Source organism: Alkalihalobacillus phoenicis (assembly GCF_047302405.1).
In the GTDB taxonomy this organism is placed as follows: Bacteria; Bacillota; Bacilli; order Bacillales; family Bacillaceae_D; genus Alkalihalobacillus.
The window spans coordinates 4,489,682-4,513,197 of the sequence record NZ_CP154853.1 but is presented as its reverse complement, the minus strand read 5'-3'; the positions used below and the strand labels follow the sequence as shown (position 1 = coordinate 4,513,197).

25 protein-coding genes and 1 riboswitch are annotated in these 23,516 nt (G+C 35.9%); of the genes, 9 read left to right on the top strand and 16 right to left on the bottom strand.

The window, feature by feature from the left end; all coding sequences use genetic code 11:
• Nucleotides 1-51 precede the first annotated feature (51 nt).
• Together AA0017_RS21205 and AA0017_RS21200 are read right to left on the bottom strand one after the other, a co-directional pair.
• A complete protein-coding gene (locus AA0017_RS21205) occupies nt 52-366 on the bottom strand; it encodes a DMT family transporter (protein WP_413377752.1) in 315 nt (104 codons plus the stop codon).
• A 1-nt stretch (nt 367) separates the two neighbouring features.
• Nucleotides 368-715 carry a DMT family transporter gene (locus AA0017_RS21200; protein ID WP_413377750.1) on the bottom strand — a complete coding sequence of 116 codons (348 nt, stop codon included), beginning with the start codon at nt 713-715 and terminating at the stop codon, nt 368-370.
• A gap of 88 nt (nt 716-803) precedes the next feature.
• Nucleotides 804-910: riboswitch (guanidine-I (ykkC/yxkD leader) on the bottom strand.
• An 890-nt stretch (nt 911-1,800) separates the two neighbouring features.
• Here AA0017_RS21200 and AA0017_RS21195 point away from each other — a divergent pair.
• The 4 genes from AA0017_RS21195 to AA0017_RS21180 all read left to right on the top strand — a co-directional run bounded on the left by AA0017_RS21195 (nt 1,801) and on the right by AA0017_RS21180 (nt 3,643).
• On the top strand, nt 1,801-2,100 hold the full coding sequence (locus tag AA0017_RS21195; RefSeq protein WP_413377748.1) for a DUF3817 domain-containing protein: 300 nt from the start codon (nt 1,801-1,803) through the stop codon (nt 2,098-2,100).
• A gap of 153 nt (nt 2,101-2,253) precedes the next feature.
• The gene (locus AA0017_RS21190) at nt 2,254-2,793 is read left to right on the top strand and encodes a YpiB family protein (protein ID WP_413377746.1); all 540 of its coding nucleotides are present in this window, start codon (nt 2,254-2,256) and stop codon (nt 2,791-2,793) included.
• A 311-nt stretch (nt 2,794-3,104) separates the two neighbouring features.
• Nucleotides 3,105-3,230, top strand: a complete 126-nt coding sequence (locus AA0017_RS21185) for an anti-repressor SinI family protein (protein ID WP_413377744.1) — start codon at nt 3,105-3,107, stop codon at nt 3,228-3,230.
• Nucleotides 3,231-3,304: 74 nt separating this feature from the next.
• Nucleotides 3,305-3,643: a helix-turn-helix domain-containing protein gene (locus tag AA0017_RS21180; protein WP_413377742.1), complete on the top strand. Its 339-nt coding sequence runs from the start codon at nt 3,305-3,307 to the stop codon at nt 3,641-3,643.
• Between the two features lie 22 nt (nt 3,644-3,665).
• Here the strand turns inward: AA0017_RS21180 and AA0017_RS21175 are convergent, their stop codons facing one another.
• The 3 genes from AA0017_RS21175 to AA0017_RS21165 form a co-directional block, all read right to left on the bottom strand.
• Complete coding sequence (locus tag AA0017_RS21175) at nt 3,666-3,926, bottom strand: helix-turn-helix domain-containing protein (RefSeq protein ID WP_413377740.1); 261 nt, start codon at nt 3,924-3,926, stop codon at nt 3,666-3,668.
• Nucleotides 3,913-4,329 carry a hypothetical protein gene (locus AA0017_RS21170; protein WP_413377739.1) on the bottom strand — a complete coding sequence of 139 codons (417 nt, stop codon included), beginning with the start codon at nt 4,327-4,329 and terminating at the stop codon, nt 3,913-3,915. Before AA0017_RS21170 ends, AA0017_RS21175 begins: the two co-directional genes overlap by 14 nt.
• Before the next feature lie 484 nt (nt 4,330-4,813).
• Nucleotides 4,814-5,473 carry a response regulator gene (locus tag AA0017_RS21165; protein WP_413377737.1) on the bottom strand — a complete coding sequence of 220 codons (660 nt, stop codon included), beginning with the start codon at nt 5,471-5,473 and terminating at the stop codon, nt 4,814-4,816.
• A gap of 541 nt (nt 5,474-6,014) precedes the next feature.
• Between AA0017_RS21165 and AA0017_RS21160 the strand changes: the two genes are divergently transcribed.
• Entirely contained in the window at nt 6,015-6,170 is a 156-nt protein-coding gene (locus AA0017_RS21160) for an anti-repressor SinI family protein (protein ID WP_413377735.1), read from the top strand.
• A gap of 137 nt (nt 6,171-6,307) precedes the next feature.
• Here AA0017_RS21160 and AA0017_RS21155 read toward each other — a convergent pair whose 3' ends face one another.
• The 8 genes from AA0017_RS21155 to AA0017_RS21120 all read right to left on the bottom strand — a co-directional run bounded on the left by AA0017_RS21155 (nt 6,308) and on the right by AA0017_RS21120 (nt 17,285).
• Complete coding sequence (locus AA0017_RS21155; RefSeq protein ID WP_413377733.1) at nt 6,308-11,392, bottom strand: AAA family ATPase; 5,085 nt, start codon at nt 11,390-11,392, stop codon at nt 6,308-6,310.
• Nucleotides 11,393-11,420: 28 nt separating this feature from the next.
• Nucleotides 11,421-12,089 (bottom strand): response regulator, encoded by a 669-nt coding sequence (locus AA0017_RS21150; protein ID WP_413377731.1) that lies wholly within the window; start codon nt 12,087-12,089, stop codon nt 11,421-11,423.
• A gap of 252 nt (nt 12,090-12,341) precedes the next feature.
• A complete protein-coding gene (locus tag AA0017_RS21145) occupies nt 12,342-13,721 on the bottom strand; it encodes a dipeptidase (protein ID WP_413377730.1) in 1,380 nt (459 codons plus the stop codon).
• A gap of 591 nt (nt 13,722-14,312) precedes the next feature.
• Nucleotides 14,313-14,441, bottom strand: coding sequence for a hypothetical protein (locus AA0017_RS21140; RefSeq protein ID WP_413377728.1), 129 nt, complete (start codon nt 14,439-14,441; stop codon nt 14,313-14,315).
• A 168-nt stretch (nt 14,442-14,609) separates the two neighbouring features.
• A complete protein-coding gene (locus AA0017_RS21135; RefSeq protein WP_413377726.1) occupies nt 14,610-15,764 on the bottom strand; it encodes a CapA family protein in 1,155 nt (384 codons plus the stop codon).
• A 244-nt stretch (nt 15,765-16,008) separates the two neighbouring features.
• Nucleotides 16,009-16,341: a chaperone CsaA gene (gene csaA, locus AA0017_RS21130; RefSeq protein WP_413377724.1), complete on the bottom strand. Its 333-nt coding sequence runs from the start codon at nt 16,339-16,341 to the stop codon at nt 16,009-16,011.
• Nucleotides 16,342-16,420: 79 nt separating this feature from the next.
• Nucleotides 16,421-16,654, bottom strand: coding sequence for a GyrI-like domain-containing protein (locus AA0017_RS21125; protein WP_413377722.1), 234 nt, complete (start codon nt 16,652-16,654; stop codon nt 16,421-16,423).
• A 58-nt stretch (nt 16,655-16,712) separates the two neighbouring features.
• Entirely contained in the window at nt 16,713-17,285 is a 573-nt protein-coding gene (locus AA0017_RS21120) for an AraC family transcriptional regulator (RefSeq protein ID WP_413377720.1), read from the bottom strand.
• 292 nt (nt 17,286-17,577) lie between these two features.
• Here AA0017_RS21120 and AA0017_RS21115 point away from each other — a divergent pair, with 292 nt between their 5' ends.
• The 4 genes from AA0017_RS21115 to isdG are packed head-to-tail and all read left to right on the top strand — an operon-like array spanning nt 17,578 to nt 20,703.
• The gene (locus AA0017_RS21115; protein WP_413377718.1) at nt 17,578-18,519 is read left to right on the top strand and encodes an ABC transporter substrate-binding protein; all 942 of its coding nucleotides are present in this window, start codon (nt 17,578-17,580) and stop codon (nt 18,517-18,519) included.
• Nucleotides 18,516-19,505 (top strand): FecCD family ABC transporter permease, encoded by a 990-nt coding sequence (locus AA0017_RS21110; protein WP_413377716.1) that lies wholly within the window; start codon nt 18,516-18,518, stop codon nt 19,503-19,505. The genes AA0017_RS21115 and AA0017_RS21110 overlap by 4 nt, the downstream gene beginning before the upstream one ends.
• Nucleotides 19,505-20,314, top strand: coding sequence for an ABC transporter ATP-binding protein (locus AA0017_RS21105; protein ID WP_413377714.1), 810 nt, complete (start codon nt 19,505-19,507; stop codon nt 20,312-20,314). Before AA0017_RS21110 ends, AA0017_RS21105 begins: the two co-directional genes overlap by 1 nt.
• A 47-nt stretch (nt 20,315-20,361) precedes the next feature.
• Nucleotides 20,362-20,703: a heme oxygenase gene (gene isdG, locus AA0017_RS21100; RefSeq protein ID WP_413377712.1), complete on the top strand. Its 342-nt coding sequence runs from the start codon at nt 20,362-20,364 to the stop codon at nt 20,701-20,703.
• Between the two features lie 264 nt (nt 20,704-20,967).
• Here the strand turns inward: isdG and srtB are convergent, their stop codons facing one another.
• From srtB to AA0017_RS21085, 3 genes are read right to left on the bottom strand one after another with little or no spacing between them, the layout of a single operon-like run.
• Complete coding sequence (gene srtB, locus AA0017_RS21095; protein WP_413377710.1) at nt 20,968-21,735, bottom strand: class B sortase; 768 nt, start codon at nt 21,733-21,735, stop codon at nt 20,968-20,970.
• A 10-nt stretch (nt 21,736-21,745) separates the two neighbouring features.
• Complete coding sequence (locus AA0017_RS21090) at nt 21,746-22,516, bottom strand: ABC transporter ATP-binding protein (RefSeq protein ID WP_413377708.1); 771 nt, start codon at nt 22,514-22,516, stop codon at nt 21,746-21,748.
• Nucleotides 22,506-23,489, bottom strand: a complete 984-nt coding sequence (locus AA0017_RS21085; RefSeq protein WP_413377706.1) for a FecCD family ABC transporter permease — start codon at nt 23,487-23,489, stop codon at nt 22,506-22,508. The genes AA0017_RS21090 and AA0017_RS21085 overlap by 11 nt, the downstream gene beginning before the upstream one ends.
• Nucleotides 23,490-23,516 lie beyond the last annotated feature (27 nt).

Below are 23,516 nucleotides of genomic sequence, written 5' to 3'. Positions count from 1 at the left end.
GGAACGAAAGCTGAACGAGCTTCATTCCCTTACCCCTCTAGCTCCTGCCTACTAACTGGTCGCTTTTAAACCAACGGCTGCTGCTAAAATGAGGGCAATAAAAAAGATACGCCATTTATCTTTAGGCTCATTATAAAATAAGATTCCCACAAGCGCACCACCAGAAGCTCCAATTCCTGTCCAAATGGCATAAGCGGTTCCCATCGGCAACACTTCCATTGCCAAAGATAAAAAGAGAAAACTAAGACCAAATGTAGCAATAAGAAAGAACATTGCGAGCCACTTTTTTGTATGGTGCCATTGGTTGATCATAGCAACTCCAACCATTTCAAAAATACCTGCTAATACTAAATAAATCCATTCCATCTTAAACTTCACCTACTTCTTTGTCTTCTTCTTTATCAAAAGTTCTCATTTTCAAACCTAATACACCTACAAGTAATAAAACAATAAGCATGACAACCGACCAACGAAAAGGCTCTCCAAATACAGCCATATCAAAAATAACCGTCCCTGCTGTCCCTAATCCAACAAAAACAGCATAGGCCGTTCCCACCGGCAAACGACTTCCTGAACGAATGAGTAAAGAAAAACTAATCATAATCGCCAAAATCGTGGCTCCCCACTCAAGTATATTTGTGGAATACTTTAACCCAATTACCCAACCGACTTCAAAACACGCGGCAACCATTAATAATATCCATTCTTTATTCATTTTGACCCCACTCCTCTTTTATGATTATTGACTGTTTCTATTTTGAACATGCACTAAAAAAACCCGAGAGATTGCTGTCATTGACAGCATCTCCCGGGCTTTTATCCCTCCGTGTCACACCTTTTTATAAAGATGTGTGTCTTGTCTTGGACCAGACCAAACGAACCGATTTGCGGAACCCTACAAGACCATTTTGGCTATTGCGCTTATTATTTCAAACTGAATGACCTCTGTCAAGTTCCATTGAAATCACTGATAAGCACTTGTTTTTAAGATGAGCCAACTTATACTCCAAGCTGCATGCCCGCTGCAATCTCAGGTGAGTCGGGAACATCCTCGCGACAGACAAAGTCGGAGGTTACTAAAAAACGGGCAGTTCGTTAAAATGTCGTTACATTAGTTAGCATACTCCGCTGGTGGGTCCGAAGTCTCCAGGGCATTGTGCTAGCTCCGTTTTGGTTCATGAAAAATAACTGAAGCCATCATTGATAGATCACTAATTTAAAAATGTCATAAACTCTCCATTAGGTTCCTATTTCAAGAGTATGCTAGAATGTTAGGCATGACCAATCTAGCTACGTCCGTTAGAACCTCGAGAAAATCGCTCTGCCTATAAAGTCAAAAAGCGACTTTTTAGGCAGCCCTGTATTTTTTCTCACTTCTACCCAAACGGACTCCGCTTTTTATTTAATCTAGCTGCGCCTGTTAGAAGCTCGAGAAAAATCGGTCTGCCTATAAAGTCAAAAAGCGACTTTTTAGTCAGCCCTGTATTTTTTCTCGCTTCTGAGCGAACAGGCTCCGCTTTTTATTTAATCTAGCTGCGTCCGTTAGAACTTCGAGAAAAGCCTAGCAAAATGTTTTCTACTAGGTTGAAACGGATTGTTTTTAGTTAACCAAAACGGAGTCAGCGGAATGCCCGGAGACTCCTGCGGGATTAGTGAAGGACGGGAGACCCCGCAGCGAAGCGAGGAGGCTCCCGACTCACCCGCGGAACGCGTAGGGCATGCAGCTGACGCAGTAAACCAACTGCTCTTTTCTCGCTTCTGCCCAAACGGACTCCGCTTTTTATTTAAGGAGGGTTTTATATGAATATGTCGACTCGTACTTTCCGCGTCATTAGTTATTTAGAAGGCATTTCTTTAATTCTTTTATTATTTTTAGCGATGCCACTAAAGTATTTATTTGATTTACCAAGTTTTGTTACTGTTATCGGTATGGCCCACGGATGGCTATTTATCATTTATATTATCACTGTTATTGTGATGATGTTTATTGCTCGTTGGTCATTCGCAAAAGGTGGACTAGCTATGCTTGCTTCCATCATTCCATTTGGTCCATTTATTTTTGATAGAAAATTACTACATTCTAAACAACCCGTTTCATAAAATTTAGTCGTCTGTCTACTTAGACAAACGACCTTTTTTTATTCATCACTCCTTTAATTTATCTTAAAATTCAATTAAATCACTAAAAAATTAGCTTGATTAGTGATAAACTTATACTATTATTTTCTCAACGTTAAGGTAAAGGTGGTTTCTATGAAAAAATGGGTTTCAAATGAACAGAAAAGAGGTTTCTTACAATGGTTTATCAAAAATAATCAATTAAAAAACAAAGAAGCTAAGCTGATTCTTGATCAATTCATAAGAAATCATCATCTTCTTGATCAATTAAAATTTACTGATTCAATTAATAAAAATAAAAAAACAATGATCATATCATCGTATCAATCAGATGAACCAGGTTTTATGTATTATAACAAGAAAACAAAAACAGACAATTTATCAAGTTTACTAGACGATTTGGTTACAAATCCAACGGAATCGTTTTACCTAATCTTAAACTTTAACGGCAAGTCCTTAAATCATCGTTACTTACAACTTCTCGAAAATGAGAAAAGTGATAACTTCCAACGTTTCAAACGCTTCAAAAAATATGAAGAAGAAACCAATCAAGTGATCGAACAACTCATAAAAAACAAAGACAAAGAAGCCTTAATGAAAGCAATTGATGAAGCATTAGATAACCGTGACAAAGTTTTATTTAATAAACTTGTTGAAAAGCTACAGGAGTTATAATGGCTCGTTTCTATAGGGTATTCCTTGTGTATCCTATAAAAGCCTAGTTTGAAAAATTCTATATAATGAACTTTTCTAATTGATTTCTTATTTTCCCTTAAATATCGACATATACAACCATCAGATAAAATGACTATTCTTATACTTTTAAAACCGCTTATATACTTCATTTCTCTACTTATATTCACCCTTTATTTTTCCACTTTTGTTCTTTATAATGAACAAAAGCAACCTGACATCATCAGAAAACAAGTTTCAAGTTTCCGTTTTAATTACTGATAATTCAGAATAAGTTGAAGGGATGTTGAAGAGTGAGTCATAAGAAGGTTGATTTAGAGTGGGTGCAACTAATGAAAACAGCTAAACAATTAGGTCTGTCCATTGAAGACATACAACGTTTTTTTAAGACTTCGAAAAAAAAGAAAAACATGTATTAGTTCTCTTTACAGAACAGTTCAGACACTGATATAATCATTAAGATATTACTCATAAATATAGAGAGGTACGAACTATGATAGGTGATCAAGTAAAAAAATATAGGCTAGAAAAAGGTTATTCTTTAACCGAATTAGCTGATAAAGCTGGTGTAGCTAAATCATACTTGAGTTCGATTGAGCGAAACATTCAATCAAACCCATCCATTCAATTTCTTGAAAAAGTGGCTGCTATGTTGAATGTGTCTGTTGAAGATTTACTTTATGACGAAAAAAGTCAACCAGAAAAAGAAACTGATTTAGATCCGAATTGGATTGAGTTAGTTCAAGACGCAATGAATTCTGGAATTAGTAAAGAACAGTTCCGTGAGTATTTAGATTTTATCAAATGGAAAAATAAACAAGACAATGGTTAAAGAGCCAAAAAATGAACTGATGTCACTTATTCAGCTCATTTTTTATGTTCTTCTTTTCTAAATCTGCCCCTTGTATTTCATGCCCTTTAATGATTTCAATTAATTCGACATACTCTATTTCAAGCACCTTAGCAATCTTTATAAGAACAGCAATACTTGGGTTCTTTTGAACACCCCTTTCAATATAACTTATATATGACTTGGATACCCCTGATGCAATCGATAAACGTTCCAATGTCATTCCTTTACTTTTTCTTAAACTTCTAATATTATTTACAACCATTCAAATTTTCCCCTTTATTATAAAATTCATTTACAACTAATGTGTCCATCTCATACTTCTTCAATTGACTTTGCTTTAATTTAATCTCATGTAAATGGAGGTTCTCATGTTTAGAAAGGGAAATATAATATAATTGATAATAAAGAAGGGACGAGTCCAACCGTTGTCTTTTTTCACAAATAATGCCGAATAATTCTAGTTCTTTTTTAAAAATCTCTGTTTTAATTTTATAAATGACCCCTTTTATGAGTGGTAACTCTAACGAACTATAAAATTCAATTGCCTCATTTGTTAATTCAACCACATTGACTTCAGAACACTTTTTGTTAAGTAGCTTACGGTTTAATTCATAAATATACAAATCTGCCTTTATTCCTTTATCGAATTGAATAGTTTGATTCATACCTTCACTCCTTACCTTTAGCATACGCACCCTTTTAATTCTTTATTAAGAACGATCGGACCAAAAAAAAAAATTCCTACCTTTCTAGATTCACTTATATAAAACTCTATATCTTTTTAGTTCTTTAAAAAGAACGAAAAGACGAAAAAAATTAGCTCCTTTTATTAAAAGAACTTCAAAACTACGATTGAATTAATTTTAGTTCTTTATTAAGAATTTGTCAATATCTTCTTCCTAGATTTATGTAAACAAAAAAGCGTAAAATAGGTTTGGATGATTTGGCTTACTACGTCAGTGCATACCCTGTGCGTTCCGGGGGTGAACCGGGAGCCTCCGAAGCTGCTAGTCTCTGTGGGGTCTCCCGTGTTTCACTTTTCCCGCAGGAGTCTCTGGGCATTCCGTTTTTAGATCATAAAAAACAGTTTGAGCCTATGAACGACTGTTTACATAGAAACCTAATAGCCTTTGATTAATTTAGCTCCCTTTAAGATAAATAATGTTTTAAAAAGGAAATAGCTCGTCCTCTTTCTTTAATTCCAATTTTGCTATAAATATCACTAATATAGTTTTTCGTTGTTCCTTCACTTATAAAAAGTAATTGGGCAATCGTTTTATTCGAATGACCTTCTGATAAAAGCTGAGCTACATCTTTTTCTCTGTTTGAAAATTTAATTCCCGACTCTTGTTTAGGCTCATTCTGTTCCTTTATATTTGAGACATTCGAATAATTATGTAATAACGATTTGGCAAAGATATGAGGGATTATTAATTCCCCTTTCGTAACATTTCTAATAGCTTGAACGAGCATATCATTGGTCATATTTTTTAGCAATAAACCATCACAATGAGAAATAACTTCGCTAATTATATCGTCTTCTTCCTCTTTATTCGTTAAAATCAATATTTTTCCCTTTTGTACACTTTGTTTTAGTTCTTTTAAAAGGTTATGCTCGCTTAACTTAATCATTTGAATATCAATGACAATAAGTTCTGGCTGCTTTTCTTTGGCAATCATTAAAGCCTCTTCTTCACTTTTTACTGCAGCCACAACTCTCATATCTTCATTCATTTCAATAATAGACCGGAGCCCTTCCCTCATTAAGGTTTGAGAATCAATCAATAAAATTTCTAATGGTTTTTTCAAAACTTCCATCCCCCCTACTTCCCAATCCTGGCACCACTTAAAATCAGTTATTTTTTATTTTCTTATTTTGTACTAATCTCGGAAAAAACGAATATAATTCTTTAGACACATTAATTGTATATTAATAGAGAGAAAAAGGAATTATACTATGTTTAATTTACTATATAATGTAAGACAATTCAAATTAAATTGCCATTTTATAGATCTTAAGACTCATGTCTATTCGCGGACAAAACACACTTTCATCGTATTTAACTTTTAAAATTTCCCTATTTTCCACTCATTCATTTTCATTTTGTAGGTATTTTATCATTATAAAGTTCGGTATTTTCTTACTATTATTAATATTCAAATTAAGATACTCTTCATGAATATGTGACTAAACATATGACTGTAGTAACTATCCATTTTTTTCAATATAGTTAAAATTAAACTATACCACTCACCATAGTGCTCTATTAACTATTCAATTTTAAAGTTTATTTTTTGTGCATAGATAAAAGCTTTTAATGAAGTTAATTTCTGAGGGGGAGTTACGAGCATGGAAAGGGAACCAATTGATCTTGACTGGGTCTCACTAATAAAAGAGGCCAAACAACTTGGGTTATCAATCGAAGAAATCAAAACTTTCTTATCAAATTCAGAAGTGTATACGAGCAAACAACAACCAGACACTAAACTATCCAAAATTATTTAATTACTACTCAAACTCATCCTTTTTCCAATGATGATTGATTAATACATCTACTTTTCATCAAAAGAAAGCTACTCAAAAGACCGGCTGACCTTTTGAGTAGCTCTTAATTGAGAAGGATATAAAGCGAATTCTTCTTTTTATACTTCTATTCTTTCCATGTTATTTACCCTAATCTCAATCGAAGTTCCAATACCAGCTGTTGATGCAACAACCATTTCCCCCTCAAGTTTCCTTACCCTTTCCCTCATTGAATGTAAGCCAAAACCGAATTCTACTTGTTCCGCCCCTTTTCCATTATCTACTATTTTTAAATAAAGTTGTTTTCCAGTTTGTTGGAGTAGAACATACAATCTTGTGCAATTACCATGTTTAAGCCCATTGGTAAAAGCTTCTTTTAGAGCGAGAACTATCATTTTTTTCATTTCGACTGAGGGAATAGGTTCGTTAATATCTATTTGTGAGTCAATGATTACTCCCGTACTTAACTCTGTCTCTTGAATAATTTTATTTATTTCATTTGCAAAATCGATTTCTTCTTCTGTATCAAATTGATTTAAAAGTTTAACGGACCGCCTAATTTCATTTAGCCCTTTTCGAATTAATTGTTGTGATAGCTCTAATTTTTCGATCGACAGTTTTTCATTTTTGTGATAAAGACGTCGACTAGCTTCGGCTTGAACGATAGCTGTTGTTAACGTATGACCAACAACGTCATGAATGTCTCGGGCAATTCGGTTTCGCTCCTCTAGAACCGATTTTGTTGCCAAAGTTTGAGCCATTTCTTTTTGTGTTTTCTCCAAATAATAAGTTCGACTTTTCACTTTTTCTTCTAATGATTCATTTAATACTTGCATTTCTTTATAGAGGTGGGCATTCTCAATCGAAATAGCCGCTTGATTCATTAAAAGGCTTAAGACCGATATATCTTGTTTTGTAAAAGCATGTGTCGATAAATTGTTTTCTAAATAGAGAACTCCCATTAATTTCTTATGGTGAGTAATTGGACTAATTAACACGGACTTCGGTTTTTGTTCTTCAATATATTTGTCGTTATTAAATCGGGTATCTTTTGTTAAATTTTCAAAGATTATAGCCTTTCGTAGCTTAACTACATAATCAATTAGGGTTGTCGGGACTTTCCCATATGAATAGACAGGAATAGATTGTACAACTTCAATTGTCGTGATATCCTGCTTCATTTCCCCTCTTACTTCAATATATAATTGGTTGTCTTTTGATAGAATTAAGACACCCGTTACTGCTCCTGCATATTCTAAAACAATTTTCATCAGCTGTTGCAAGACCTTTTCTAAAACAATTTCTTGTGATAGAACTTGAGAGGCCTTCATTAAACTAATCGTATCTATGGAGCCTACCATAAAGCTGTTCTCTGTTATCGTTTCCGGCTTTTTAATATGAAAAGACTGCCTATTTAATTCGACAACGAATTCAGCTCCCCAGAATTGAAAATTGTTATTCGCTTGTTGCAAATACTTATGTCCTAATGCTTGTTTGCCTTTCTCTAGATAGATCATACTCAACACTTGTTTGATTAAAGCTTCTTGATGAATACAGTTTTGTTCTTTTGTTAATTTTGCAGACTGTTTAAAAGAGTGGATCGCTTTTTCATGTGATTGTTTCAATAAATGATAACAGCCTTCAATGATGAAATAACGGCTAGCAAAATTAGCTGCATTTTGTTTTTTCCACTTTTTTATTTTTTTTAAATAAGAACGAATAGTCGCAACATACGCTTTCCTTTCCGCTTTAGTCAATTCCTCAGATAAACAAATAGAAAGACTATGATAAACCCAGTATTCACATTGAGCTGATCCTAATACACTATTTCGATCTACAAATAGGAATTGACTTTCTTTGACTTCCTTTAAACAATTCTCATATTCTTTCGTAACCGTCCAATAAAAGGTCATTAGTAAAGAGAAATAGGAAAGTGTTGTTTCTCTAGATTTAAACTGCATTTTTAATCGTTTATAAACAGCCTCTATTTCTTTGCGTCGTTCTCTTGCCACTTGAAGATCAGCTAATGTCTCCATAATCTTTTCAACCAGGTCAAAATATTCAATAAATTCTTCTAACCTTAAAAGCTGAGCTTTATGACGAAAATCCTCGACATATTTTAATAATGTCTGCACAGGTAATCCGATCATTAAAAGAGTATTAAAAGACAGGATTAAACATCCACCTGCAACGACTAGATTCCCTGCCTTTTTATTCATCTCAAAACTACTTTGTAAACTTGCAATCTTATTTTGAAGTGGTTCATCCCAGTGCTGAATAAAACCTGAAAAAATAAAGTGTGTGACTCCTTTTGTAAACGAGTCTGCCTTATGCCCCACTCGTTCGTTCGCCCATTTTGATACTTTGTAAGCCTCTGAAAAATCATTCAACCCCTCACTTAAAACCATCGCATATTGAGAGAGAATTAACGATGAATTAGCATGATTAAAACTTGGATACTGGCTCTTCATCAGCTTTAATATATGCAATGCATACAACTCACGTTTATATCCATATACAGCAATCCCCATTGCTTCAAGCATGGAGAAAGTCATTTTTTCACGCTCACTATATTCAGTTGGAAGTTCTTCTTTCTGTTTCTCGATTCGTCTCATCTTTAAACGTACCGTAACAAGCTCTTTTAGAACATGAAAGCCAATCATTTTTTTAGGGAATGAATAACCTAAGAGAGATAATCCTTCTAGTGCCAAGTTAATCACTTTTTCTGGATCTACTAAATGATTAGTCATTTTAATTTCTATAGTCAGAACATCAATCTTTTCTTTTATGCTTGTCGCTTTTTCATAAAGCTCTTTTGTGAGGTCCTGTGCTTTAGTATTTTGAGCTACGGCATATAGACACCTTGCTTTACCGAGAAGTAATTGAAAAGATAAATGTGAAGACTCATCTCCTTCTAACCACTTTAATCCGTAAGCAAAGTAAGCATTAGCTGAATAATGGGCATCTGATTCCATATACCGCACACCTAAAATAAGATTGTACTCAGCCATTTCTTTTTTTGTCTTTTCAGATAAAGATAAACTAAAACATTTATTAAAATGATCAATAATAGTAGAGTGCACTTGTCGCTGTGTACGATTATTAAGTAACGTTTGCCCGATACGAAAGTGATTTTGCGCTTTTATATGAGCAGACAAATGATCGTAGAAAGTTTGCCATGTATCTTCTTCCACAAATCTTATCACTTGATAAAAATCAAACTCCATCTCTACCATTTTTATAATTCCAGCCGCTTGTAATTGTTGAATACTATAATCAATAATCGATTTTGGGATAGAAAGAGCCTCGTATAATATATCGCTCTTAAATTGATAACCTATACATGCACAATAATTTAAAATGTCCTCTACTTGAGTGGACAGTCTACTAAGTTTCTTATAAATAAACTTATCGTTTCCTTTCCTTTTGATCGGTTCAATAATAGGATTGACAAAAGTCCAATGTCCACTAAGCTGATTAAAAACAAATTGCTCCTTTTTATATAAATTTTTTATTGTTTGTTGAAGAAAGAGCTGATTCCCTTTTGTTGCTTCAAAAAGCTCATTTACAACTTCAGTGCTCATTTTTTCTTCTAAATGAAAGGATTGACCAATCCAAGGTTCAATTTGTTTTTTTGAAAAAGAGCTTAAATTCACGATTAAATCAACTGTACGATTCATAAATAGACCTTGACGAACATCTTCTTTTACTACCGTTTCAGTGTTGTGATCGGTTTGATAAGCATAAATAAATAAAATATTAGCCTGATGATAAAATGATTGTTCATCCTTAAATAGCTGATAGGAGGCTTGATCCATCCACTGGATATCATCAATTGAAAAGACAACTGGCTTCCCTTGCCCAGCTAAGCAAGTTAAAAGCGAATGAACAGCTTGTTTGAACGTTATTCTTGATTCTGTTTCTTCCGTAATCTTTATACGCTGCTCGGTCTCATCGACAATTAAATAGATATCTGAGAAAATTCTTCCTATCGTATGTAAGGAATCGCCTAATTCCTCGATAAAAATACGAGTCCATTTGTTAACCTCTTCTGTACCAGATGCTAAAATTCCGTCAACAAAACGAGCAAATCCATTTATTAAACCATGATATGGCTGATGGGCATTTCTCTTTTCGTAAACGCCTTGAATGAAGTAAGCTTCTTTTATAAACGGCTGAAAAGCTCTTTCAAGCAAAGCTGTCTTTCCGGTTCCAGACTCTCCTTCAATTAAGACGACCTCTGTTTCCCCATCTTTTACTCTCCTAAAGCAATTTTGTAATCTAATCACTTTCTCTTCATATCCATAAAGATGATTTGAAAAGATTAAATTAGTCGGTTGATCTTCACTCCCTAAAATAAAGGGTTGATTGTTTAGTAAAATAGCTTGTTCCTTTTCTAACCTTTCACAATCTCGTATTAATCCAAATGCACTTTGATAACGATTATCGGGATTCTTTTCTAAAAGCTTCATCACCATCATCGAGAATACTTTTGGAACTTCTTTGTTCAATTCATGTGGTGGCAATGGCTTTTTGCTAATATGGGCATGAATCCATTCCATGTCATCCTCTGTAATAAAAGGTAATCTCCCTGTCAACCATTGGTATAATAGGATACCTAATGAGTAAAAGTCACTCCTTGTATCAACTAGTCGCCCAACTCTCCCTGTCTGCTCAGGTGATAAATACGGAGCCATCCTTTTTATAATCGGTTGTATGGACTGTTCTACAACCAAAGTTGATTCTTTTATTGAGAAGCAAAAATTTGTAAAAATCATTTTTTTTGACTGTGGGAATATCATGATGGAGGAAGGTGTAATTGACTGATAAACATACCGGTGCTGGTGTAACTGAGCGAGAATCCCCGCTATTTCTTTCGTGATGGTTAAAAAATCAATATTAAGTAATAACCCTCTTTTTATGTAGAAATCTAGCGGAATCGCTCGAACATCTGGTGCCATTAAGTAAGGTTTTCTTCTAGCCGATTTTTCATAGTATAGTTTAAAATTTAATGTCGACTCATCGGGTAATAACTTACTAATGTAAACCGTTTGTTCTAACATCTCTTGCTGGGCTTTTGAAGTTTGATATAGGGTAGACATTTTAATTAAAACCGAGTGACTTGTCTGTTCATCTACCGCTCGATAAATCATAAAATCTTCTTCATGTACAAGCGTTTCAATAAAATGATAACCCTCAATCATATCTAAACGCCCTTTCTATTATTTAAAATTAATAAGACATAAATTGATTTAAATAAACAATGGCTTGAGCACGATCATTAATCTCAATTTTGCTATACACTTCACTGATATAATTCTTTACGGTTCCTTCACTAATAAATAAAGATTCCGCTATTTTTTTATTACTAAAACCTTGAACGAGCAATTCAATTACTTCTTTTTCTCTTTTCGAAAATCGAATTCCTTTAATATTAATAGAATCTTGTTTAAAAACTCTTGGTTTTTCAGGTTCATGACAGGCGATTCTCTTTGCTAATTTTTTAGCAATTAAATTTGGCAAAATAATTTCCCCTTGATAAGCATTTCTAATGGAACTAATCAACTGATCATAATTCATGTCTTTTAACAAAAAACCTTCTGACCCATTAAGTAATCCGGAAATAATATATTCATCATTTGCAAACGTTGTCAAAATTAATATTTTCACATCCTTTAATTTTGACTTAATCTCTTTTAAACTATCAATCCCATTCATAATTGGCATTTGAATATCCATTAAAATTAAATCTGGTTGGGATTGCTCGGCTTTTATGATGGCTTCTTCCCCATTTTCAGCTGTTGCAACTACCTCCATGTCTTCTTCAAGTTCAATTATCGTTTTAAGCCCTTCTCTCATTAATGTTTGATCATCAACGATCATAATGTTAATTCGTTTCATATCACTACTCCATTCACTAAAAAAATTCAGAAAAAAAATCTTAAGAGAACTTAAGAAACTAATTCAGTCTAAACTGTTTACCTAACTAATTTTTAGAATGTTCACAATGAAAGAATTATCATATTAGTAAATTAAATGTACTACATGTTAAGTAAGTAATCAATTTGAAATAGGCATTTTTTAGTAATTACTTATAGTACCGAAAAAAACTCAGCTAATAGAAAATATTCATCTATTGCTGAGTTTATCCATTTATTTATTTAATTGGTTGCCTAATTTCTCTAAATAAGTGGAAATCGTCCGCAATCCTTTATCGAAGTTTTCTAAATGAAAATGTTCATTTGGAGCATGGAAATTTTCCGATGGTAATCCAAATCCCATAAGCACAATCGGTACTTGGAAAATACGGTCAAACGTTTCAACAACGGGAATGGAACCACCCATTCTAGTAAAGGTAACAGGTACCGAATATACCTCTTCATAAGCTTTTGCCGCAATTTGGAATGCTTGATGATCAACTGGTGCTGCAAAAGGTTTTCCTGCATCAAAACGTTTCGTTGTGACCGTCACTCCTTTTGGGGTATTAGCTGCAATATGCTTCTCAATTAAGGTCGTAATTTCATCTGGGTCTTGGGTTGGTACTAAGCGACATGTAATTTTGGCATGAGCTTCTGATGGAATCACTGTCTTAACTCCTTCTCCTTGAAACCCTCCGTAAATCCCATTGATTTCAAGGGTTGGACGAACCCACGTTTGCTCAATCATAGAATATCCCTTTTCTCCGAATAACTCTGGAACTTCGAGCTCTTTTTGTAAATTCACTTCATCAAAATTCAACTCTGCCATTGCGGCACGCTCATCCTTATTTAACTCTTCTACTTTGTCATAAAACCCAGCAACAGTCACACGTCCTTCTTGATCTCTCATCGAGTCAAGAATTTGGACAAGAGCATGAATCGAATTTTGGACTCCACCACCATACAATCCAGAATGTAAGTCTCCTTTCGCCCCTTTTACATCGATTTGTAAGGAACTTAACCCTCTTAAACCAGAGCAAATAGCTGGACGACCTTTTTCAAGCATTGGGGTATCAGAAATAATAAGAACATCCGAAGCTAATAACTCACGATGCTCTTCCACAAATGGATCAAGATGCACACTTCCGATCTCCTCTTCCCCTTCAATTAAGAACTTAACATTTACTGGTAGCTCACCATTCACTTTCAATAATGCCTCAATCGCTTTGACATGCATAAACGTTTGACCTTTGTCGTCACTAGCACCACGAGCATAAATTTTTTCGTCTCGAATATGGGCTTCAAATGGTGGCGTCTCCCATAATTCAACCGGATCAACAGGTTGTACATCATAATGACCGTAAATTAAAACAGTCGGTTTTCCTGGTGCATGTAACCAATCGCCATACACAACCGGATGCCCCCCGGTTTCCATTAAACTTACATTCTCCACACCTGCTTCTTTTAAAGAGTTTGCCATCCACTCTGCCGCATGACGAACATCCTCTTTATGTTCAGATAACGCACTAATAGAAGGAATTCCCAAAAATTTTCCTAGTTCACTTAAATGCTCCTCCCTATTTTGTTGAAAATATGTTTTCACTGCTTCATTCATATGGATCATCCCTTTTTGAATAGTCTTTTGTTCATTTTACCATAATGGCGTATTATCTTTAGTGATTACGCTTACAAAAATGATTTGACAAGTGACTAGCACTTGTCGAAACTGCTTTTGGCTTCATTGGGGGGCTTTGATTCCTTTTGTGGCTCTTATTCGATCGCTTTTGGCTTCATTGGGGGGTTTTGATCCCCTTTGCGGCTCTTTTTCGATCGCTTTTGGCTTCATTGATGCTCTTTGATTCCCTTTGTGGCTCTTATTCGATCGCTTTTGGAATCATTGATGCTCTTTGATTCCCTTTATGGCTCTTTTTCGATCGCTTTTGGAATCATTGATGCTCTTTGATCCCCTTTGCGGCTCTTATTCGATCGCTTTTGGCTTCATTGATGCTCTTTGATTCCCTTTGCGGCTCTTATTCAATGGCTTTTGGAATCATTGATGCTCTTTGATTCCCTTTGCGGCTCTTATTCAATGTCTTTTGGAATCATTGATGCTCTTTGATTCCCTTTGTGGCTCTTTTTCGATCGCTTTTGGAATCATTGATGCTCTTTGATTCCCTTTGTGGCTCTTTTTCGATCGCTTTTGGAATCATTGATGCTCTTTGATTCCCTTTGCGGCTCTTTTTCGATCGCTTTTGGAATCATTGATGCTCTTTGATTCCCTTTGCGGCTTTGATTCAATCGCTTTTAACTTCATTGGAGCCCATGATCTCAACATCCACTCTTTCCTCACCACAAAAAGGCAACTAGCTTCCACACAAATCCATGTGAAGCAAGTTCCCCTTTTAAATGTGTGCTTATTAGGTTCTTAAGCAGCTAATGAAACTAAAAAACGTCAACTATTAAATCAGGTTATCTTCAATCACCCCTTCATCACTGAAAATGTTTATTCACTCCCTGTTAAATATAGATTCGTATGATCAATCATTTCTTCAACCGTACTACCAGAAATTGATGGATGTTCTGCTTCGGCAAATGGGACGACTTGATAATCATATTCTTGACGAAGGACAAGCGTTGGCTCGATATGATAATGGCTAAGTTCAAACGTTGTCTCTTCTCCAAATGTTGTCTTTGTCACTTCAACGGAGGCGAGTCCGCCAATATCTGTATAATCGAATTCTTGACCACTATAAAAGTTTCCTAATGAATAAAAGACAATTGTTTCATGTCCGTCCTCTTGCTCAATTTTATCGATCGGTTGCAGTACATGGGGGTGATGGCCAAAGATAAGATCGACTCCCATTTCTGATAATTCATTGGCTAAACGGCGTTGTTCATCATTAGGCTCTTGGGCATACTCATCTCCCCAATGCATATGCACAATTAAAATATCGACCTTTTCACGTAGGGCTTTAACATCTTGTTCGATTCTTTCTTCATCAATTAAAGCAACAACATCTTCATGACCTTCCGGAACTGGGATTCCATTCGTTCCGTACGTGTAAGCTAACACACCGATTTCAATTCCCTCTACATCGACGATTCGATCAGTTTCTCGATCTTCTGTATCTCGATACTTGCCAACATAGTCGATACCAATCTCGTCATAATAATCTATCGCTAACTCAATCGCTCTGACGCCACGATCTAACGTATGATTATTCGCCCCTATTAACATATCCACTCCATAAAATTGGAGTTCGCGCACAATTTCCTGTGGGCTATTAAAGGCTGGGTAAGTGGACAATCCGATCTCTATCCCACCTGGAATCGATTCTTGGTTCGCCATTAAAAAATCAGGTTTTGCCAACAATGGTGCGACATTTTCCAACATTGGATTAAAGTCATATCCGCCTTCCACTTCGGCTCTTTCATAAGCCCGTTCATGTAATAAGATGTCACCAATAGCTCCAATCACAATCGTCTTTTCTTCCTTTTGGATGCTTTCTTCCTCCTCATCCATTTCGATGATGCTTGATTCGGTTTGCTCATTAGAAGGAACCGTCACTCGTTCATCTTCACTCAAACTAATCGTTTCTTGACATCCTAAAAGAAGGACAGAAATGAGAGAAAGTAAAAAGACTATTTTTTTCCGCATTTAGAACACACCTTCCGATTCTTTTCATACTCCATTATTCGACTTCTTTATTCAAAATCCCTGTTGTTTAGATAATTTTGTAAAAGAATCCCGAGCTATCGACACTCTCAGAGGCTTAGCTGATCCTATAAAAAAACTCCTATGCATGCTTAAAAACACACAAAATAAAAAAACTCTATTGCCTTAATAGAGTTTTCTTTATTATGCTTTTTTCCCTTTTTATCTTTAGCTCATACCGTTTCACTTATAAAATTTTTGTGCCATTCTCCACCTGATGTTCTGGTTTTAATAAAACGACGTCCCCTTCATTAGGAACAGCACCTAAGACTAATACTTCCGATTTAAATCCGGCGATTCGACGTGGTGGAAAATTTACAATCGCAATAACCTGTTGACCAACTATTTGCTCAGCTTTATATCGTTTTGTAATTTGAGCACTTGAAGATTTAACCCCTAATTCATCGCCAAAGTTAATTTTCAATTTAATTGCGGGGATTTTCGCCTCGTCAAAAAAATCGGCTTCTACTATCGTTCCAGTTCGTATATCAAGCTCTAAAAAGTCTTCAATCGTTGCCATTTGTGCCCCTCCTTTTTTTTAAGTGTACTGAAAGGAAGGACACATGTTCAAGTACTTGTCATTAATCTATTGTTATTCTCTACTTTTTAACAATCGGCATCCAGATTTCCGTCCGATAATCATCGGCCGCAGCATCGCCAGCGGGGTAAACTTCCAACTCTGGTTTGTTTGCAAGTTCGTATCCAGTTGCCGGCAGCCACTCAGAGAAAATTCTCCCTGTTACTTCCGGAACCGCTTTAGCTGCTGGTCCGACCGCCTCAAAGACTGCCCAAGTAGCAGCTGGAATCGTTTCCTTCACATAACCATTAGGCACCTTTTTTCCTTCACGTATTTCAACAGCTATCATATAATCAAATGCTTTTTGCTCTTCATCAAAGTTTTAAACAAACCCCTAAATAACCCAACTCAGTACGAACTTTTTCTAACTCTTCACTAAATCCATCCGAATTAAATTCATTCCAAAACAACGGAATTTTTTGGTGGTTTTCTCCATTTTCGGTGCCCATTCGAATGCTCTTTCCTACAACCTCCATCTTACCTTTTTCTAAAATTTGATAATTCATATCAATCGCTCCTTTAATTTGAAGTTGAAAGGAAATTTTCGGATAAGCGGACAACTTAATCCCATTTTTTCTCACCTGACTTGGGGAAACACCATGTAGCTTTCGAAAGGCTCTCGTAAAAGCTTCAGGCGAGTCATAACGATACTTTATCGCGACATCAATCACCTTTTCTTTAGAAGAGAGTAGTTCTTGTGCCGCTAATGTTAATCTTCTCCTCCGAATATATTCGGCAACCGTTACCCCTGTGAGCATATAAAACATTCGTTGATAATGAAACTTTGTAAAATGAGTGATTTTCGCCACTTCTTCTATTTCAATTTTCTCCTGAAGTCGACTTTCTATATACTCAATACTGTTTGAAAAATTGGTGAAAGCTTCCAAAATATCCTCCCCTTCGCTTTTCATCTTAAACGATTCACTTGTTTCATATCCTGACTGTATGTGCTCTCTCTTATCAGTTTCATTCTCTCTTCAATCATAATTGAATAAAAACTCATATACTATCCCACTTATAGATAAATTGTCGCATTAATTAGAAAAAAATTCATATATTGTTCTTGACACTAAGAATGATATTCATTATCATTTAATCTAAAGCTGATATTGATATTCATTATCATTTAAAAATTCATAAGGAGGAGTTTCTCTGGTTAAGAAATCTATTTTTCTTTTTTTGCTTGCCTGTTTATACCTTACAGGCTGCTCCTCTGCCCCCGATCATAATGTTCATTCAAATCCAGACACCTCTTCAGAGTCTGGGTTTACGATTACCGATTTTGCTAATCAATCTCATTCATTTAATGAAGTACCCGAACGAATCGCGGCTTTAAGTAATGGTGAGATGGATATTATTTATGCACTTGGAGCAGAGTTAGTGGGACGACCAAACTCAAGTGGTCCCCCATCAATAGAAGAAGCAACGGAAGTAACTCAGGTCGGTTCAACACATGAAGTAGATCTCGAAAAAATTACTTATGTTCAACCTGATGTCGTCCTTGGTCATTCGCAAATGAATTTAAAAGACGTTCCAACGATTGAAAGTCTTGGAGCTAAAATGGTACTGACGCAAGCTCAATCAATTGAAGACATTAAGCAGCAAATACATTTATTTGGTGACATGTTACAAAAAGAGGAGCAAGCTGAGCAATTAATTACAAGTATGGAAGAGCATATTTCAAACTTATCTGACACACTTCCAGAACAAAAGACACGCGTTCTCCTAATTTACGGGGCACCGGGTACGTATATGGCCGCTTTGCCGAATTCTTTAAGCGGAAATTTACTTGAAGTAGCTGGTGGTGAAAATATAGCCAGTGATTTTCAACAATTAGAGGCTTATCCACAATATGCTCAATTAAATACAGAAAGAATTATTGAAGCTGATCCCGAATACATTCTTTTGATGAGTCACGGAAATTCTGATGAAGTGAAAGCAGGCTTTTTAAAAGAAATGGAACAAAATGCAGCATGGAATAATTTAGATGCTGTAACAGAAGGAAGAATTGATGTTTTGCCTTCAGATTTATTCGGATCAAATCCTGGCACTAGGGTCACAGAGGCCTTGGATATTCTTGTTGAAATATTTCGTTCGATAGAAAGCGATGAATCACCATGAAAAACCGTTCACGAAGACGGAAGGGCTTAGTTATCTTTGCCCCGGTTCTTCTAATAATCGTCTCTTTATTTGGATTAACCTATGGTTCTGTCTCGGTACCGTTTACCGAAATATGGCGTGTCCTTACTAGTAATGAGCCATCTATTTACCAAACGATCTTAGTCGATTTACGCCTTCCTAGAATTCTGATTGGGCTGTTAGTTGGGGCTTGTTTAGCCGTTGCTGGTTGTATATTACAAGGTGTGATGAGAAACCCACTTGCTGACCCTGGAATTATCGGGGTTACGGCTGGTGGTGGGTTAATGGCTAGTTTGACAATGCTCGTTTTTCCACACTTAAGTTATATGTTGCCTATATCAGCCTTTGCTGGAGCTTTTGTCACAGCGATGATTATTTACTTTCTCGCTTGGGATAAAGGAGCATCCCCTCTTAAAATCATTTTAGCAGGGGTCGCCATTAACGCCCTTGTAGGAGCTGTTCAAAATGGAATGATGGTTATTTTTAGTGACCGTATTCAATCAGTCATTCCTTGGCTTGCAGGTGGGTTGAATGGGCGGAGCTGGTATCACCTTGAGTTTATGGCACCATACGCGATTGTTGGACTCCTGTTGTCTCTTCTAGCAGTCAAACCAGCTAATCTCTTATTATTAGGAGATGATTCTGCTAAACTATTAGGCCAAAAAGTAGAATTACAACGGTTTTTACTTATCACGTTAGCCGCTTTTTTAGCAGGAGCTGCCGTAAGTGTCGCTGGACTAATTGGCTTTGTTGGGCTCGTTGTTCCTCATGCAATTAGGCTGTTAATCGGCGAAGATTATCGTTATCTTTTACCATTATCCGCTGTTTACGGAGCGATTTTAGTTGTGTTAGCTGATACGATTGCACGCTCTTGGTTTGACCCAATTGAATTACCTGTTGGTGTGTTGCTGGCAGCTTTAGGAGCACCATTCTTTCTTTATCTATTAAAGAAAAGGGGGTTAATGTAATGGAAAAAGCAATTTGTGCAAAACAAATGAACGTACATATTGGCTCCTTTACTTTAAATAATATTAATGTTGAGATTCCTAAAGGAAAAATGACCGCCATTGTTGGTCCAAACGGATCAGGTAAATCAACTTTTCTTAAAGTCATCTCCCGATTAGTCAAACCAGAATTTGGTGAAGTAATGATTGAGCAAAAGGAACTAGATGCATATAAAGCAAGAGAGTTTGCCCAAACCTTAGCAATGATGCCTCAATCAAAACAAACATTACCTAATTTAACGGTCAAAGAACTGATCCAATATGGTCGCTCCCCTTATAAACGTTTTTTTGAACATCAAGCAAATATAGAAGATCAAGAGATTGTTGAATGGGCGATGGCGATAACTGGTACAGCCAAACACAAAGAGCGGTTCTTTCACACTCTTTCGGGAGGTGAACAACAAAAGGTCCGAATTGCGTTAGCTCTCGCCCAGAAAACGAATATTCTTTTACTTGATGAACCTACAACGTTTTTGGACATTACTCATCAATTAGAAGTAATGGAATTGCTTGAAGAAGTTAATGTCAACCATGGGATGACGATTGTGATGGTTTTACATGAATTACAACAGGCTGCAGCCTATTGCCACCATTTAATAGCGATGCAAAAAGGAAGGGTCGTCTCCACTGGCCCACCTATAGAGATGTTAACGCCTTTATTTTTAAAGGAAATTTATCAAATAGAAGCCAAGATTATTTATGAGGATAACTACCCTCTCATTGTCCCTTTAAAAGGGCAATATAATCTTTCTCAGCAAAAACAAGCACTGTAGCTACTTGATTTTTAAAAATAAATATATCCTTTAGGAGGAATGTAAAAATGGTTATTGTAACTAACAAATCAAAAATTACAAAAGGTAATGGTGACAAGTTAATTGAACGTTTTAAGAAAGTTGGGCAAGTTGAATTTATGGAAGGTTTTCTCGGTTTAGAAGTTTTATTTACACAAAATACTCGTGATTATGATGAAGTATCCGTTGTAACTCGTTGGAATTCAAAAGACGATTTCAAAAACTGGACGAAAAGTGATGCTTTTAAAGCCTCACATACAAAGAGAGAAATTCCAGATTATATTATCGAAAATAACATCGACTTTTATGATGTTAAAGTGGTAAGAAACCCATTAACTTCAGACGATACTGATTTAGAAGCTGCACAATAAAAATAAGAATCATATCCTTACTAGGACTGTCTCAAAAGGTCGAATGACCTTTTGAGTAGTCTTTTTTTGTGTGATGGAGATCGTGGTAGTTTAATTGGTAATGAAATTAGAGAAGTGACTGAGTTTCGATGCTTATAACATAGGATTAGTAATGGAACCAGGCCCGCTCCACAGCTTCACCTTCCTAACCATATAACCATATAAAAAAGACGATTTCAAAGGGGCTATTCCCCTCCTAAACCGTCTTCCTTCTACCACCCGCTATTAACTTCTTGGTATAAGCTTGCCGTGCACGACTAAACGTCCTTCATGTCGGTCTAACTGATAATCACAGGTTGAGAGTGTAATGATTTGATCGCCTGCTTCAATATCAAATGAGGGTTGAATAACAGACCTTGCTTGGATTTCATTAAGAAATTCTTGATAATGCTCTTCGTCTCGAAAGTCTGTCTCAATATAATAAAAGTCAGTTGTGGTCACATAAGCGGAAAAAACTTCAACCTCATAACTTTCATATAAAGTATCATAGGCAAATACTCGGTTACCATCGTAAAAATCTTGCTCTAAATAATTATTTAAAGCAGCAAACATTGAACCATCCTTCATACGATGTCCATATAAAATAGTGTTTTTATCCTCGACATCAGCATCAACCTGGTTGCGGTAATCCATAAAAATAGAGCCCGCTCTCGTTTCTTCTAATAAATAATTCCTATATAAATAATAATCATTGTCTTGGGCTTGTAAAACAGGATAATCAATTTTAGTATCATTAATCGTAATCCAAGCGACAATGTCATCATTTAATTCCAATAATGGTTCAAAAGAGGAGCGTTTTTTGCTAGAATCTTCCCAAACCTCCGCACTTGGCGTATACACATCTTGAATATCGGCAAGCACCCTTTGATTTTGGTAATAGTCTAAACCGATAGACAATAATTGATAGCAGGAAAAAAGAAATACACCTAAACAAACTAGCGTTACCATTCTATTGAGGAAACGCCTCTTTTTCTTTTGAGTCTTCTCCAACACACTCACCTACTTAAATACCGATTGGGACAATATATAATCCACTTTCCTCATCATTTTTTACATCAGCATTTACACCATAAATGTCTTTTACACTCTTTGAATTAATGATTTCGGCTGGTCGGCCTTCCATCATCTTTCCTCCATCTTTTAAAACAATTAAATGGTCACTATAACGAATTGCTTGATTTAAGTCATGTAACACCATCACGATGGTCATACCGTGTTCTTTATTCAAACGTTTGATTAATTCTAAAATTTCCATTTGATGATACATGTCTAAATAAGTAGTCGGTTCATCTAAAAATAAACTCGGTGTTTTTTGAGCAAGAGACATCGCAATCCAAACCCGTTGCCTTTCTCCACCTGAAAGTTGATTTAATGTCCTTTTTCTTTTTGAATCAAGGTTTGTACATGTAATCGCCCAATCAATCGCCTCTTCATCCTCTATACGATGAGACTGAAACATTCGTTTATGTGGAACTCTCCCAAACCCTATTAATTTCTCGACCGTCATATCAAGTGGTGCTTCATTTTGCTGATGAACAACCGCTAATTTACGAGCAAACTCACGAGCGGAATACGTTTGGAGCTCCTTTCCATCCAAAAGAATATTTCCATCTACCGGATTTAAATGACGAGACATTATATTAATGAGCGTGGACTTTCCAGAGCCGTTTGGTCCGATAATCGTCGTAATCTTTCCTTTCTCTACTTTGGTGCTTATCTTGTTAATTTGCAGCTTTTCTTTTACATAAGCAAATGTGACATCATTAATTTCCATTGAGTTTATCACTCCTTCTAAGTAAAAAGATTAGAAAAGGTCCCCCTATAATTGACATAATAATCGAGGCCGGAATTTCATTCGGAGCAATAATCGTTCTTCCTAATGTATCTGCTAAAAGTAGCAATAAAGCTCCAGCTAACGCGGTAAATGGTAAGAGCACTTTATGATCTGATCCGACCAATTGTCTTGAGATATGTGGGATAAGTAAACCAATAAAAGCAATTAAACCCGCAACAGCTGTTGAAACCGCCGCTAATAATACCGCCACACTTGAAACAATTAACCGTGAACTCAAAACTGATACCCCTAAATTTCTAGTAGTCTTATCTTGTAGGACAAGCAGATTACAAACAGCAAACAGGCATAGCGCCAAAATTAAACCGATCGAACCAAACGTTACCATAATCTCGACATCACGCCATGTTTTCATCGCAAGTGTAGAAGTAGTTGTTGGACTAATACTCGTTACCGTATAGCTCCCACGGTAATTAAACGTATCACTTAACCCGCTAAAGACAGCGTTAATGGCAACCCCTACTAAAATCAACCGAATCGGACTTAGTCCCGATTTCCAAGATAAGCTATAGACGAGAAAACAAGCAATCGCTCCACCGATAAAAGCAAATAATGGCGACCAAAAATATAAAGTTGGAAAAAAGCTAACCGCTAAAATTGAAACAAAGCCAGCACCAGAAGAAATACCAATGATCCCGGCATCAGCTAATGGATTTCTCATAACAGCTTGCAAAAGGGCTCCAGAGACGGCTAAGGCTGCCCCAGCAAATATGGCAATGATAATTCTTGGCAAACGTAAATCACGTATGACCGCAACCTCATCGTTTGTACCAGACAGCAATCCCGAAATGAGTTCCCCTAAGCTCACTTGGATACTTCCTGTCAAGGCTGAGTAAACGGTCACAACAAGTAATAATAAACTTACAATTGAAAAGCTCAGCACTTTCTTTTTCATTTTTTCGACCCTTCTATCTGTTTGAGT